Genomic DNA, 13,852 nt, shown 5'->3' on the forward strand with positions numbered 1-13,852 from the left:
TCGAGATCCGTGCCGAGGTCCGACCGAAAGTAGGACCCACTCCGCCCGATTGGACGAGGCGCCGCACCGCCCGCATCGAGTGAGCTATCAACACCACCACAGCCGCCAGAAAAGAGCCCACTTGCTGACCGCCAATGCAGTGCAGAACCTCACACTTCTCACAGACTGCCCGTGAAGTGGCGAACGGGACGCTAGCTTTCCCGACGGGGGAACACGCACCGCTCGGACGCCGTGGGTGCACTGAACTGGGGGAACACGATGGAGACGCCGCTTCACGCTGCCACATTCGGCCACGTTGCCTGCGCGATGTCCGTCATCGCGCGGTCCCCGAAGCGCACCTCGATCGTCCACCGCTCACCCCTCGCGGCGAACTGACCGCGCTCAGTCATTCAAACAGTCGACAACCGCATCCTTGGCCTGCAGTTTCACGACAGCTACAGTCCAGCGCCCAAGCGGACGCAACCAAACCCAGCAGGAGAAGATCCATGAACAAGCATGCCGCCACGATCGCAGGCGCTTTCGCCGCCGGCCTCGTCTTCGCGGGCGCAGGCACCGCCAGCGCGGCACAGACCGTCGCCCCCGGCGAGGGCACCTACCTTGTCGGCGCCGAGCTCGCACCCGGGCAGTACACCGCATCCGGCCAGGTCGACGACTACATGGGCTGCTACTGGAAACGCCTGTCCGGCACCACCGGCGAAATCGACGACATCATCGCCTCCGACTACACCCACTCCGAGAAGGTCATCGTCACCGTCCTGCCCTCGGACTACGCCTTCGAATCTGAGTACTGCGGAACCTGGACCCGCATCGGAGATATTCCCGTCGCCCCGGGCCCCGACCTCACCAGTGCCGCAATCGGATCCGCCGTCGTTGGTAGCGCGGTGGTCGGTAGCGCCGTGCTGCCCCTCGCGGCCCCGCTCCTGATGTCCGGATCCGCTGGTCTCTGACCGTTCCTTCCGGTATCAGCGACGGTAACGAAGCCGTCCCGTCCCCCGACACGACGGGAAAGCTGGCTTCGTCATCGCACCGCTGCTTGACAACCAACCACCGGCGGCGGACTCAACTTGAAACGCAGCACGTTACGCGACGCGACCGCAAGCGGGCGCCAGCCGAACACCAGACCAGCAAAAAGCTATCCCAAGGAGGAAACGACATGACCGACCCGAATCAGCCCTACCCCGGGCAGCCGTACCCGCAGCAGCCGCCGGCGAAGAAGAAGCGCAAGATCTGGCCGTGGATCGTCATCGGCATCCCGGTGCTGCTCTTCGGCGGCTGCACCGTGGCCATGGTCTCCGCTGTCGGCGGCGACGAAAAGGCCACCGTCAGCTCAGGATCCAGCGGTGGCGCGCCCGCGGCCAACAGCGGACCAGACTTCCCCGGCAAACTGGCCAAGGACACCTCCGCGCCCGCCGGTGACACCATCACACGAGACAACCTCGCCTACACCGTGACCCCGCTCGAACAGGGCAGCAGCTCCATCGGCGACTACGTGTGCAGCGACGTCACCATCAAGAACGTCGGCGACAAGCAGAACGACTTCAACGGCTACATGGACTGGAGCCTGCAGGACGCCAACGGCGCGATCCGCAACGCCACCTACGCCCCGAATCACGAAATGCTCCAATCCGGGCAGCTCGCACCGGGCGGCCAGGCCACGGGCAGCATCTGCTTCGACGCCCGCCAGGGCGCAGCTCCCGGCACATACATTGTGCTGTTCAAGGACACGTTCTCCCTGTCCTCCGACCGGATCGCCTGGGTCAACACGCTCTGATCCCGATCGACGGCCCCTGGTGCCCTGCCCAACATCGGCACCAGGGGCCTCACCAACGATTGCAGCCTCCGACAAGCAGGCGCCGCCCGACCGTTCCGTGGAACTAACACCAACCCCTCGACCCGGGTTTGGTCAATCCCGCAGGTGAAGTGAGGACGAAATGACCCAGCCGCCGCAGTGGCAGCCGCCATCGACACCGCCACAGTGGCAACCGGGAACCCCACCGCGACCGACACCGCCGATGACCGGTCTGTGGATCACGCTGCGAATCGTCGGCACCGCGATCGGTGCCCTCTTCCTGCTTCTCGCGGTCAGCTTCCTGCTCACCGAAGTGTTGTTCCTCCCCGCGGCGCTGATGGTTGCTATCGCGTGGCCACTGCTCTACTTCTCCCTCGCTGTGCCGATCCTCAAGCGACACAACGGGGCAGCAGCGGCCACTGGGTCCCAGGCAGGCAACCGACCTGGCGCCACGTTCCTGAATCTTGTGATCGGAGTCGCCGCACCCTTCGCCTTCCTGGTTCTGGTCGGCCTGGTCGACGTCACGGTCCACTACGACGAGCTCGAGGCCTACGAATCTGAATCCGTCACCTCCGTGCAGGCGACGCCAGTCTTACCGCCACCACATGCAGCCGCCGACAACAACGGCGCCCCAGGCTCACCGACCTTCTCTGAATCGATGGTCCGGGCGCACGGCACGTCGAAAGACCACAAAGGTGGCCAGTCGAACGTGCGGTTCGTCGCCGGTACCGACGACGCCGAAAAGGTCAAAGCTCTCCAGAAGCAGTGCGTGCAGCACTACCTCGAGCAGACCGAGGCCGCCTACTGCTACGGATACGCCAACGACGCCGACTACGCGCTGACCACCATCGAATGGGACGCCAAGTTCGACGAGAGCGCCTACGGCGGTGGGCGGCCCTGCTGGATCGTGTACGGCGGCCAGCCCCTCTCCGGGCCGCCGGCCACCGAAACCAGCAAGGAGCCGTCCGAGTACACGCGCACCGGATGCCCCGGAACCGTGCGCTTCCCCGGCCAGCTGGCCCCCGCACCGGCGGCCATCCCAGCCGCCCCGGACGGGCCGCCCGCTCCGGCTGTCCCGGCGCATAATCCCTGCGCGTTGCTCGAGCCCGCAGCCCTGGTGGCCGGCGGCTTCGAGGAGCGCACCGCCGCCGCCGGCGGCGCACCGGATGAGTTCGCGCGCGGCGACACCCGAGCCACCTACGCGTGTGGCAACGCTGACAGTGGGGTGGTCATCGAGATCGACCTCTTCACCACCCCAGAGGCGGCACGCGCCCAGGCCGAGGATGCCACCAACACCCAACAGACCTTCCTGCTCGCCACCGGCACCCGGATCCCCTTCGACGCCACCCGCGGCGGCGCGAAGATCATCAACACCGAGCTCGGTATCTCCCGCATCAGTTGGGCGAACGGCCCGTACTCGGTCCAGCTCGACGTCATGTCGGACCCAGTAATTACTGGCCTGACCCCGAAGCACCCCTTCGAGCGCATCGACGCCATGCTGGACGCGACCGTCGAGCACGCCGACCAGCTACTGAGCAGCGGCAACTGGTAGACGCGGACCGGACAACACAGTCATTGGGGTGACCAGTGTGCGGGTCTGGACGACCCGTAGCCCCTCGCTCGAATGCGCAGCTGCGCCAGGCTGATCCACGACGAGTACACACATGAGAATGGGAGGATTCTGCGATGAACCGGGCATGGGGTGGGCGTGCGGGGTACGTGACGGTGATGTCCGCGGTGATCATTGCGGCGACTGCGGGCTGCGGCGGCGGCGACCCGGGCTCGGATGTGTCCTCATCGTCGGCGGCCGCGACGTCGACGGCGCAGTTGACGGCACCTGCTCCTCTCGGATCGGAGCGTTCCTTCACTGGTGACGGCGAGACGGTGGTCAGGGTCACTGTGCTCAACTTCGCTCCGGCCGCCGCCCCCGAGGCGCCGGCCCCGCCCGGCGGAGGGCATTGGGTCGGCGCCGAGGTCCAATCCTGCGTGGACGCGGCCATGGCGCCCACGGCAGTCAGTTGGTCGGAATGGTCGGTCCTCGACGCCACTGACGGCCGGTACCCGGCGTCGAGCGTGACGTATCCCCAGTTCCCCAGGCCCGAGTACCCGTTCAGCGTCGTCGGCGTCGGTGACTGCGTGCGCGGCTGGGTGGTGTTCCCCGTTGCCGACGGCGCGATGATCGACCGCGTTCGGTACACCCCGAACGAGTCGGTGAACGCGACCTGGTCCACGGCCGGCGCAACCCCGCCGGCGGCCGAGGTGCCACCGTCCCCAGCTGTCCAGGAAGCCCCGCCGGTCGAGGTGGCCCCGGAACCGGCCCCGGTCGTGGTCGAGACCGTCGAGGAAGCCGAGCCCGCCCCAGCTCCGGCGGGTGTGGTGACGGTTGGTCAGCCCTGCTCGTCGCCCAGCGACATCGGCACCGACGTCAACACGGGCGGCGACATCGTCTGCGTCTACATGGGGCCCGGCGGCGGCACAAAATGGGTCATGAGTGCTCCAATCTCTGGGGTCAACAACGTCGGGGACGCGTGCAACCCGGCGACCGAGAACGTCTCGTCCACACCCGCCGGCAAAGCGATCATGTGCGCAGGCGGCGAGTGGATGTACGGCCCGTAGTCGAGACGGGAGACCTGTCCGGCCGGCGACGCGCCGCCGCTCGACGGGCCTGCTGGGGTCGCCCGCCTGCGAATCGGCTGATCGCAGCCCTGCCGTCCACTGCGCCGGGAACTCGGTCCACGCGGGCTGCAGGGGCCGGTTGCACGCGGGCTGTCGACGACAACTACCAACCGAGGTACGCTGGGTACGTCCGATACGGAACGTACCCATTGGAGGGTTGAGATGGCCGCTGATGTCCTTTCCGGCGCTGGCTGTGCCCACCACCCGGTCGACGCCGATGCCGCGGTCGAGGCGTACGCCGCCGAGATCGCCACGGCGGGCGCCGAGTTCACCGTCCGCTCGAACCTCACCTGCCTCTCGGCAGCCCTCATCAGGGCCACGGATCGTCACGGCACCGCCAACCGCCCAATCGACCAGCCCCACGTCTTCTACGTCCCGCGACGTTCGCCCGGTGCAGGCCCCGGCGACCTCGTCGCGGCGTTCACCGAGCTCGGCGTGACCGCCCTGACGGCGCAACAGCGCCTCCAGCTGGCCCAGGACCTGATCGGGACCGTGACCGGGGGCGACGACCACGCCCAAGAGCGCGCCCGCGCGGAGGGCCGCGACTCGATCCTCGACTCGTTCCAGCTCATCGACTCGCTGGCCGTCGCCGCCATCCTCGCGCCCACCAGCGCACCCACCCGGAGCGTGGCGCAGAAGCGTCGCAAGGCCGGCGACCTGATCGGCCTGCCGATCGGCACCCGCCCGGACTACCGCTACCCGGCCTTCCAGCTCGACACTCAGCAGCACCGCATCCACCCGCTGGTCCGGCACGCCAACCAGCGACTCGACGTCGAGAACGACCCCTACGGCGCGGCGAGCTGGTGGCTCACCCCCACCGACATCCTCGATGGCCGCAGCCCGCTCGAGGACCTCGAGGCCGGTGACCTCACCGAGATCGCGATCGACAACATCCTCGACACCGCCCGCCGGGGCATGTGACCCGTGCGCACCTACAACGGCGCCCCCGCGCACACCGACGTCATCGCCGCGGGCACGCAACTGTGGCGCGTCCACCGCACCGACAGCCGCCACCCCGCGAACTCGTTCAACTCCACGAACATCGCGCCACTCGTCGACGCCCTCACCATCGACCCCCGCCGCGAGCGGATCCCCCAGCAAGGCCGCTTCGACCCGGTCCACGACGACACCGTCTGCCCAGGCGGGTCCAGGCTCGGCGGATACCTGTACGTCGGGCTGAGCGTCGGCGCGGTGGTCGCCGAGGGCATCCTCCGGTCCACCGACATCCCGAAGTCGGGAATCCTCTCTGCCGCCCATCTATCCGAGCTGTCGATGAGCCGGATGATCCTGCAGCAGGACGTGATCGTGGCCGTCCTCGACACCCAGCCCGGACTCACCGCGCTCAACCAGAACAACTCGCTGACCGGCTGCACGTGGCGCGAGTACGGCAGCACCCGCACGACGTGCACCGCGATCCTCGTCGCAGCGCCCGCGGCACGCGGCGTGCGGTACCGGTGCAGCAACGGATTCGATGCGCGGTCACTACTGCTGGTCGAGCGGACCGACCCGCCCACCATCGAGGTGGAGCGCACCGGCGACCTCGTCCGGCCGGGGTGGGCCCGCGATCTCGTCGAGGAGTCGCTGTTCGTCGACTTCGGTGTGGTCCTCGACCGGCCCTGACCGGTCCGGCGGGACACCGCACGCCCACCCGCCTGAACCTCTCCGCTCTTCTACGCTTCGCGGATGTCGCTCACCAGCAGATCACTTCGCCGGCATCACCTTTCATGCGCTTCGCCGCGACCGAGCTCCCGAACTCCGCCGCGGTGACCGCGCTCAAGGACGGCGTGCACCGCGGCAAACTCGCCGCGGCCGGCAGCCACGACGGGAAGCGTCCGGACTGGTCGCTCATCGGGACCGTATCGACTTCCGGCTGCGTCTCGCGTTCACCCATGCCGCGCCGGTCCCGGCGAGCGCGCAGCGGGGATACGCCGCCCTCCACCGCAGGGCGTTACCGGGTGGGTGCGACACACTGCTGTCCGACCTGACGGAGGCGGTCACCGCCATCCTCGCCGAGGGCCCGCCGGCCACCGCCGCCGCCGACCTCGCGCTCCCGGAATCAGCCGAGATCGAACTGATCCGACTCTGCGTCGTCGCTGCCCAACTCGACCAGTACGAGACCGCGGAGGAGTACGCGGCGGGCTCCTTCAAGGGACGGGCCGAGTTCTGCATCGGCGGTACCTGGGTCGCGTTCTACGGCGGAATGTCCTGGGGAGATGAGCCGTTCGACGGGTTCGATGCGGTGAACGCGCTCTCGTGCCTGCCCGGCCTCGCTGTCGCACACACTGCGCCGCCGGCGCCGAGGCTGGCCGACCGGATCCTCGACGGCCTCACCGACGACGGGGGACTGGATGGTGACCTGGTGCAGTGGATCAACGCGCATCCCGTGCAGGTGCGGGAGATGGTCGAGGCGCAGATCGAGTCGCGGGAATCAGTGATCTCCGACGCCGTGGATTCTGTGCTGAGCGCCGCGGAGGCGGACGTCCGGGTGGCGGTCCAGATGGAGGTCGCCACCCTGATCGGCCAGTAGCGTCCCGGGCCCGCCGGCGACCATCAAGGTCGACGGCGGGCCGACACCCCATCGACCATGGCGGCCTCACGCAGGGGAGTCACCGCGCGATGCGCCGACGATCCGCTGGAGGAGAGGCTGTCCAGGCGGCCGGCCAGGGGCGATCAACTCGCTCGTCCGACAAGCCTTAGGGGCGGGTGCAGCCGTTTCCTGCGCACCTCCAGCCGTTTCCGAGCATCACACCGGTTTCTGGTCCGGGTATGACGTTGCCGTTCTCGTCGCACAGCACGTCATAGCCGCAGGTGTAGGGAACGACGACTTGGTGGGTACTGGGGTCGGCCATCTGCACTCCGTTGGGATACGTGCAGACGTTTCCGTCGCAGACGGGGGTGTTCGCTGCAGCCTCGGCCGCAACAGCCTGATCTTGGACGGACTGGCAGTAGTCGGAGTAGCCGGTGGCTGTTCCGTCTGACCAGTATGTGGTGACAGGCCCCATCCCGGGTTGGCAGTCGACGATGACCGGCTCCGGGGCGACGACCGCCTCCGTCGCGATCGGTTCCTGAACCATCGTCGCCGGAGCGGGCGTGTCCTGAGCTGCCGTGGGTATAGCCTCCATCGTCGTCGAGATACCGGAGGGCTGCACCGAAGATGTTTGTTCAGTAGATGCGGTTGGATCAGAACTGCACCCGAACAGCGTCAATGCCGCTGCGACCGTGATTGCCAGATGCCATCGCTTCATAGCGCCTATACCGGCGGAAGTGGCTCGCCCGTTACGCCCCACGGGCAGGGCGTCAAACATGCTCTAGTCGCCGGCTGACAACCGCCTTCACCCAGAAAACAGTGTGGCCGCCCAATTCCGGGGCGGCCACACTGGCAACTACAGCGCTACGGCGACCCCGTGACCTCGGGCTTCCACTTCTCAAACTTCGGGCTATTGCCCGCGATAAACCACGTGATCTCGAAGGCTGACTCCGCATCGCTAAGCTTGCCTTCGTCTTGGTCGATACCGCCGACGTACGAAGCGACCCAATCAGACGCCTCCTTCGGAACCATGACGTTCTTCCAGTAGTCCTGGTCGTGGGAATCCATGAAGTCGCCGATCGTGTCGGCAGACTCGGCTTGGATGATCTCCTTGTCGGTCACCACGTCGACGAGAACCTTGGCGGTTCCGGCACCGCGCGCGACGTCGGCAACGATCAACTTGATCTGCTCTTTGTAGGCGTCGGTCGAGTAGTCGAGCTTTGCGGTGTGGACCCAATGCTGATCGAGCTTGCCCATGCCCGCGCCCTCGTTGACGGTGACCACCTCGTATTTCGGCCCCTCGTATGAGTACGGCCTGACCTCCTGCGTCGGGGACTGGGCGGTCGGCTCCTCGCTCGTTGCCGGGTTCGGAGCGGCGCTCTTGGTCGCTGAGGCCTTCGTCGCGTTGGGTGCTTCGCTCTCGCCTCCCACTACACTCGCGATCACGCCCGCGAGGACGAGGATCGCAACCAATCCGCAGACGATGCCCAGCGTCACCTTCTGGGTCTTCGGCTGGAGGCTACGGAACGCTGCATATGCCTGAGCCGCGTAGGATCCAACTCCCTTCGGCTTGACCTTGCGGAAGGAAAGTTCCGTCCGCAAGGTGCCTTGAGTCTGGGAGACGAACTCCCAACCCTGGTTCTGCCACTTCGTCCTCGTCGCTCCCTCACGACCGCGAATCGTCTTCACCGTCATCGTGCGGTACTGCACGTCGTTCGAGGCCCTGTCAGGGCCCTGGATGGGCGGCGGCGATGGCGGCGTCTGCTCGGTCACGGTCTGACCTTAAGCTAGAGCTGGAGTAGGGCACTTCCACAGGCGCCATGTCGGTCCTCGATAGGAAACCCATGCCGCACTACGGATGTCGACATCCTCGAGCCGGCGGAGGTTACTCAGGGTGGGAACTACTTGACCAGGCGAGGGTTGATGAAGTCGATGACCATCGCGACCAAGCCGAGGACGAGGGTCACCGCGATGATCCCCAGAACCCACCGGACAGCAGGGAACAGGATCAACGCCCCGACAAACGCCCCGATCGCCACCAGGACCACTACCGCCCATGCCGCCCGCGTTTTCCATCGCTCCGACGGCTTGCGGCGGTACATGCCTGCCGCCCGTTTGGAGAGCGGCGAGATTCGGCCGTCCGACTGGAACTCGAACAGCGCGATTCCCCTGGCGTTCGCAAATGTCTGGGCGTCTTTCGTGTAGCCGCCCCAGGAAAAGTGAACCCAGCGATCCGCTGACTTCTTCGAGTACATGTCCTTGTGTACTGATTCGAGCTGCGTCGCGTTGACTGGACTGGTCTGCACCGTCCCGCGGCCAACGACGCCCTTGCCGTCGACATGGAACACGTCGTCAGCCTTGCCCCGGCGAGTGCTCACTCCGGTGAAGTCCATGTCCTTCATATGGTGGACAACCTGCTCGAACATATGGCGGCGACTGATCGCAGGCTTCACGGCTACTCCAGGGGACTCAAGCGGACGCTCTCCGAATCGCAAACGAGTTTCGAATCTAGATGATGTCAGATGTGGTAGGAGCACAACAGATTCGGTGTGGTTCGCCAGCCCTGCCTTTCAAGCCACCGTCGGATCGCTGCCGACAGATCAGCATCCGGTTCAGCGTCGATGACCAGCGGACCGTCCCCGCAGCGTCCACAGGCAACGGCGGTCACCCGCTCGTGGGGCTGGCAGCGGACGCAGTGCCGCTGCTCTCTCACTCGGCCAGCGCCGTCGAGGTGCAACCAGACGGTGTCGAGGTCGTTGAGGTGAGGGACCGCCTCCCGACTCGTCGGCGGACGGTACCCGCACGTCGGGCACATTAACCGGTCTTCGCCGGGACGAGGATTAGCGGCGGACGCCGGTGGCAGAGTCACGTTCTCGGTCAAGGCCTCGACCGGCGCCAGGGGAGTGGCGGCGGTGACCTGCTCGGCTGGCCGCGGTGGCAGGTGTCGGTAGAGGGTTGAGCGGGTCATTCCGGTCTTGGCTGTGATCTCGGCGGCGGTGGCGCCGGCATCTCGCAGTTGGATGGCGTGGGCGAGTTGGGATTCGGTGACCACCGACGGGCGGCCGGTGCGCCGGCCCTTCGCGGTGGCGACCTCGCGGGCGTGGGCGGCGCGTTCGAGGGTGTAGGTGCGTTCCATCTGTGCGAACAGTGCGAGCAGTACGACGGCGAGTTGGGCCATCGGATCGTCCGGGTTGCTCGAGTCGATCCGGATTGGGTCGGCCAGGTTGCGGATCCCGATCCCACGCTCGCGCAGGTCGTGGATCAGGTTGAGGGTGTCGCGTACGTTCCGGCCGAGTCGGTCGAGGGTGTGCGTGACGATGACGTCGCCGTCGCGGGCGTACTCGAGCAGTGCGGTCAGCCCGGGGCGGTCGGTGGTGGCCCCGGACTTCTTGTCGACGTAGATGTTCGCCGGGTCGATCCCTGCTTTGGTGAGGGCGTCGATCTGCCGGTCGAGGTCCTGTTTCGTTGTCGACACCCGCGCATACCCCAGCTCCATGCCCGGAGCGTACCGAAAGTTGTTTCCGTAGCACTGTTTAGACACGATGTTTTGGAATGAACTTATGAGACGTCGTGAACTGGGGTGATCAGCTTCGACGTCCGCCGGCCCGTGGCCGTCCCGAAACCAAGGTTTCGGAACACAACAACTCCCGAGTAGTCGATCGCATGGCGCACCGATCCCCGAATCGGGCCGGACGAATGCCTCAGGCCACCTCGTCGAAGGTGTAGTCGATCGACGAGTGCAGTCGGTCGGCATTGAACCCAATGGATCCACTCGGCGGTTTCCCTCAGGCTCGGCCTGACCGGTCCACGAAGAGGGCTGTGGTCGATCAGCTCGGTCTTGTAGAGGTGCCTCCATAGGGGTCCCTACCCCCGGAGCCCTCGGCGCTGGCCGGAAGATGCTGTATCGGCACCTGATGCTGGTGGTATTGCTCGCTCCTGACGCTTTTGTCGGAGTCGCCTGATAAGAGTGGACCGAATTCTCATTGACGTCAGGAGCAAGCGTGGCTGTGCTGATTACTCATCGTCGTATGTCCCCGGGAGGAACAGGAAACGAGCACATCACGGACGTGAAGTGGCTCCAGGATGGCAAGACCGGGTCCATATCGAAGCAGGTTGCAGTGGAGTGGCTGGACAAGGACGGAAGCGCAGCATACGTGCAGGGTCCGCAGTCGCGGACTGAGGTAGGTGTCGTGCGAGAAGCGGGTAAGGCTCCCTACCTTCGGACGCACGCGAACGGCTACTGGAACGACAACCTTCTGTCGCTTCCCTTGTTTTGAAAACAGGCCTTCGAGAGCACCTTTTCCGGTTGCCGGGCTGATCCGGGAGGGTTCCTAATTGATTGCTACGCGGGCTTGATCGCCTGCGTGCGTGGCCCTCCGCGCCCGGTATGGGTGTGACGCTCATGGGTTCCTGGCACTCGCCGTGGGAGATGCCTTCACACAGAGAACGGCGCGGCTCGCCCGGTGCGGAGGGTTTCGGTGGTGTCCTGCTCGTGGTGCGAGCCGGCCGCAGGGATCGACCTCTCGTGTGGTGTTCACGAGCTTCGAGCTCTTCGACAGTTCGAGGCCCCTGCGGTGTGCTGGCGTCACGACACGACTGATGAGATGACGGACCCGCATCCTGCGTGAGTCCTGCAATTAGGGCGTCGTGTGACTCCATCTCGGTTCGACCGACCGTGTTCCTCGACGTGGCAGGGAGTGCAGATGGACAGATACTGCGGAATCGACTGGGCCGACGACCATCACGACATCGCCGTCATCGACGACACCGGGACCGTCCTGGCGAAAGAACGGGTGCGCAACGACGCGGACGGGTTCGCCCGGCAGCTCGAGATCCTCGCCGACGCCGGCGACAGTCCGGAGGATCCGATCCCGATCGCGATCGCGATCGAAACCGATCGCGGCCTGTGGGTCGCAGCCCTGCGGGCAACCGACCGGGTCGTATACGCGATCAACCCACTCTCCGCGTCGCGTTATCGCAGTCAGCGCACCGTGTCCGGTGCGAAATCCGATGCTGCGGATGCCGTGATGTTGGCGAACATCCTGCGCCTCGACGCCGACTCGCACCGACAGATTCCCGATGACACCGACCTCGCTCGGGCGATCAAGGTCTTTGCCCGCGCCCAACAGGACGCGGTGTGGGCGCGCACTGCCCTCGGTAACCAGATCCGATCGCTGCTCAAGGACTACTTCCCGACGGCTCTGACGGCATTCGACGGACTCAGCGGAGGTGGTATCACCCGCGCCGATGCTCGGGCGGTTCTTATCGCTGCGCCAACCCCGGATGCTGCAGCGAAGCTGACCCTCGTGAGGTTGCGTGCGCTGTTGAGGAAGGCTGGTCGGCAACGCAATGTCGACGCCGCCGCGGCGCGTCTGCGGGAGGTCTTCCGCGCCGAGCAGCTCCGTCAGCCCGAACTGGTCGAGCACGCGATGGGTATTCACCTGCAGTCGCTCGTGCAGCGTCTCGATGCCGCCTGCAACGCGGTCGCCACCTTGACCGCCGCGACAACCGAGCACTTCGAGCGCCATCCGGATGCGAAGATCATCACCAGCTTCCCCGGCCTTGCCGCGGTAAGCGGGGCACGGCTGCTCGCCGAGATCGGCGACGACCGAACGCGATTCGCTGATGCTCGCGGGTTGAAGGCGTATGCCGGCGCATCGCCGGTGACCAGAGCCAGCGGCAAGAGAACCGTGGTGATGCACCGGCAGATCAAGAACAACCGACTCGCTTCGGTCGGTTCGTTTTGGACTCTCGTCGCGATCCAGAGCTCGCCTGGTGCACGGGAACACTTCGACCGCCGTCGCACCTCCGGGGACTGGAGTCGGCAGGCTCAACGCCACCTGTTCGGCAAGCTCCTCGGCCAGCTCCACACCTGCCTACGGACACGACAGAATTATGACGAGCTGAGAGCATTTCCACTCGCACCGGTCATCGCGGCGTAGCTCGATCGACTTCGCCTGACCACTGTCCGGTGCTTATTCAGGGGACCTGCTGGTCCACCCGCCGCCCGATACCGACGACCCGTTGGGGTCTGCTACCAGGCCCTGGTCGACGGTAAGACTCGTTTGTTGTGAGTCCCGAACGAAATCGGCGACAGTGCGCGGGGGTTCGTCATCCGAAATGAACGGCTCTTCCAAGTCGTCGATGTCCTCGACGTGGTCATCGCTTGGTTGCGCGTTGTCGGCCACAGAGCTCTCCTCAGCGATGTTGTTCGTCGAATCAGGACGCTACTCCAACCGGGCGTCTGGTCCCGTTCATGAGCATGGGCTCCTGGCCGCATGTGCGCCACAACCACTTGCGTCTTAGCGAACTGAGATGTCTGTGTGTGCTGTCAAGCGCCGGTCTGTTCGAACACCCGGCTGTTGGGACTTGGTGCGGGTCGACGAGGGAAGCATCGGCCCGCACCATTTGCTCGCGGGGCCGGATTCAAGGGGCCTCCAGTTCTGTCGCCCTACCGAGCCTCATGCCGTGCACGCGTGGTCCAGCAACCAGGCTGCACCCGCACCATTTCGGCCGCAAGTGTCGGATCGAGTCCTGCGCGGCTTCCCGCGAACAGCGGCACAATCGCAGTTGTGAGTGACGTCGGGGATCTCGCAGCGGTCGTGGCTGAGATCGATTCACGCCTGGCCAACGAACCGGTCGACGACCAGGACAGAGAATCGCTGCTCCATGATCGGGACCGCGCAACCTTGTTTCTAGCCGCAGTGCGTTCCGGGCGCCGCGAGCTGATCCGTCAGGACCTGTACTTCGACCTGCTGGAGCGTTACCCCATCCAGGCCGGCGGCGGCCACGATGGGGACGCGCTCGACTGACGGCTCAGCGCCCCGGGGCCGGATTCCCACGCGGGCGTGTGTCCGCTA

At 66.0% G+C, this 13,852-nt stretch carries 15 protein-coding genes; 10 read left to right on the forward strand and 5 right to left on the reverse strand.

Annotated elements, in window-relative coordinates:
• Positions 1-485 precede the first annotated feature (485 nt).
• The 6 genes from RT2_RS09515 to RT2_RS25410 all read left to right on the forward strand — a co-directional run bounded on the left by RT2_RS09515 (position 486) and on the right by RT2_RS25410 (position 6,085).
• Positions 486-947 carry an Rv1352/Rv1906c domain-containing protein gene (locus tag RT2_RS09515; protein ID WP_072844537.1) on the forward strand — a complete coding sequence of 154 codons (462 nt, stop codon included), beginning with the start codon at positions 486-488 and terminating at the stop codon, positions 945-947.
• A 206-nt stretch (positions 948-1,153) separates the two neighbouring features.
• A complete protein-coding gene (locus tag RT2_RS09520) occupies positions 1,154-1,771 on the forward strand; it encodes a DUF4352 domain-containing protein (protein WP_072844538.1) in 618 nt (205 codons plus the stop codon).
• A gap of 241 nt (positions 1,772-2,012) precedes the next feature.
• Positions 2,013-3,341 (forward strand): hypothetical protein, encoded by a 1,329-nt coding sequence (locus tag RT2_RS09525; protein ID WP_072844539.1) that lies wholly within the window; start codon positions 2,013-2,015, stop codon positions 3,339-3,341.
• Between the two features lie 134 nt (positions 3,342-3,475).
• Positions 3,476-4,405, forward strand: a complete 930-nt coding sequence (locus RT2_RS25405; protein WP_139191109.1) for a hypothetical protein — start codon at positions 3,476-3,478, stop codon at positions 4,403-4,405.
• A gap of 222 nt (positions 4,406-4,627) precedes the next feature.
• Positions 4,628-5,386: a hypothetical protein gene (locus RT2_RS09535; RefSeq protein WP_072844540.1), complete on the forward strand. Its 759-nt coding sequence runs from the start codon at positions 4,628-4,630 to the stop codon at positions 5,384-5,386.
• A gap of 3 nt (positions 5,387-5,389) precedes the next feature.
• The gene (locus RT2_RS25410) at positions 5,390-6,085 is read left to right on the forward strand and encodes a hypothetical protein (RefSeq protein WP_072844541.1); all 696 of its coding nucleotides are present in this window, start codon (positions 5,390-5,392) and stop codon (positions 6,083-6,085) included.
• 70 nt (positions 6,086-6,155) lie between these two features.
• On the opposite strand, the gene RT2_RS25415 is transcribed toward RT2_RS25410, so the two are convergent.
• Positions 6,156-6,356: a hypothetical protein gene (locus tag RT2_RS25415; RefSeq protein WP_139191110.1), complete on the reverse strand. Its 201-nt coding sequence runs from the start codon at positions 6,354-6,356 to the stop codon at positions 6,156-6,158.
• A 309-nt stretch (positions 6,357-6,665) separates the two neighbouring features.
• On the opposite strand from RT2_RS25415, the gene RT2_RS25805 reads away from it, so the two are divergent.
• Positions 6,666-6,992 (forward strand): hypothetical protein, encoded by a 327-nt coding sequence (locus RT2_RS25805; RefSeq protein WP_169888246.1) that lies wholly within the window; start codon positions 6,666-6,668, stop codon positions 6,990-6,992.
• Positions 6,993-7,158: 166 nt separating this feature from the next.
• On the opposite strand, the gene RT2_RS09550 is transcribed toward RT2_RS25805, so the two are convergent.
• The 4 genes from RT2_RS09550 to RT2_RS09565 all read right to left on the reverse strand — a co-directional run bounded on the left by RT2_RS09550 (position 7,159) and on the right by RT2_RS09565 (position 10,488).
• Positions 7,159-7,614 (reverse strand): hypothetical protein, encoded by a 456-nt coding sequence (locus RT2_RS09550; RefSeq protein ID WP_072844543.1) that lies wholly within the window; start codon positions 7,612-7,614, stop codon positions 7,159-7,161.
• 242 nt (positions 7,615-7,856) lie between these two features.
• Positions 7,857-8,765, reverse strand: coding sequence for a hypothetical protein (locus tag RT2_RS09555; protein WP_139191111.1), 909 nt, complete (start codon positions 8,763-8,765; stop codon positions 7,857-7,859).
• A gap of 128 nt (positions 8,766-8,893) precedes the next feature.
• Positions 8,894-9,445: a hypothetical protein gene (locus RT2_RS09560; RefSeq protein ID WP_139191112.1), complete on the reverse strand. Its 552-nt coding sequence runs from the start codon at positions 9,443-9,445 to the stop codon at positions 8,894-8,896.
• 65 nt (positions 9,446-9,510) lie between these two features.
• A complete protein-coding gene (locus tag RT2_RS09565; RefSeq protein WP_072844546.1) occupies positions 9,511-10,488 on the reverse strand; it encodes a recombinase family protein in 978 nt (325 codons plus the stop codon).
• Positions 10,489-10,993: 505 nt separating this feature from the next.
• On the opposite strand from RT2_RS09565, the gene RT2_RS09570 reads away from it, so the two are divergent.
• The 3 genes from RT2_RS09570 to RT2_RS09585 all read left to right on the forward strand — a co-directional run bounded on the left by RT2_RS09570 (position 10,994) and on the right by RT2_RS09585 (position 13,804).
• On the forward strand, positions 10,994-11,269 hold the full coding sequence (locus tag RT2_RS09570; protein WP_072844547.1) for a DUF3892 domain-containing protein: 276 nt from the start codon (positions 10,994-10,996) through the stop codon (positions 11,267-11,269).
• Positions 11,270-11,695: 426 nt separating this feature from the next.
• Positions 11,696-12,934 (forward strand): IS110 family RNA-guided transposase, encoded by a 1,239-nt coding sequence (locus RT2_RS09575; RefSeq protein WP_072844548.1) that lies wholly within the window; start codon positions 11,696-11,698, stop codon positions 12,932-12,934.
• Positions 12,935-13,564: 630 nt separating this feature from the next.
• Positions 13,565-13,804, forward strand: a complete 240-nt coding sequence (locus tag RT2_RS09585) for a hypothetical protein (RefSeq protein ID WP_072844550.1) — start codon at positions 13,565-13,567, stop codon at positions 13,802-13,804.
• Positions 13,805-13,852 lie beyond the last annotated feature (48 nt).

Source organism: Rhodococcus tukisamuensis NBRC 100609, from assembly GCF_001894985.1.
GTDB lineage: Bacteria > Actinomycetota > Actinomycetes > Mycobacteriales > Mycobacteriaceae > Rhodococcus_G > Rhodococcus_G tukisamuensis.

What these genes read in the sequence shown, in the direction of transcription:
- RT2_RS09565 (WP_072844546.1), bottom strand. Translation starts at nt 10,488, where the DNA reads ATGGAGCTGGGGTATGCGCGGGTGTCGACAACGAAACAGGACCTCGAC.
- RT2_RS09575 (WP_072844548.1), top strand. Translation starts at nt 11,696, where the DNA reads ATGGACAGATACTGCGGAATCGACTGGGCCGACGACCATCACGACATC.
- RT2_RS25805 (WP_169888246.1), top strand. Translation starts at nt 6,666, where the DNA reads ATGTCCTGGGGAGATGAGCCGTTCGACGGGTTCGATGCGGTGAACGCG.
- RT2_RS25405 (WP_139191109.1), top strand. Translation starts at nt 3,476, where the DNA reads ATGAACCGGGCATGGGGTGGGCGTGCGGGGTACGTGACGGTGATGTCC.
- RT2_RS09515 (WP_072844537.1), top strand. Translation starts at nt 486, where the DNA reads ATGAACAAGCATGCCGCCACGATCGCAGGCGCTTTCGCCGCCGGCCTC.
- RT2_RS25415 (WP_139191110.1), bottom strand. Translation starts at nt 6,356, where the DNA reads ATGGGTGAACGCGAGACGCAGCCGGAAGTCGATACGGTCCCGATGAGC.
- RT2_RS09525 (WP_072844539.1), top strand. Translation starts at nt 2,013, where the DNA reads ATGACCGGTCTGTGGATCACGCTGCGAATCGTCGGCACCGCGATCGGT.
- RT2_RS09535 (WP_072844540.1), top strand. Translation starts at nt 4,628, where the DNA reads ATGGCCGCTGATGTCCTTTCCGGCGCTGGCTGTGCCCACCACCCGGTC.
- RT2_RS09520 (WP_072844538.1), top strand. Translation starts at nt 1,154, where the DNA reads ATGACCGACCCGAATCAGCCCTACCCCGGGCAGCCGTACCCGCAGCAG.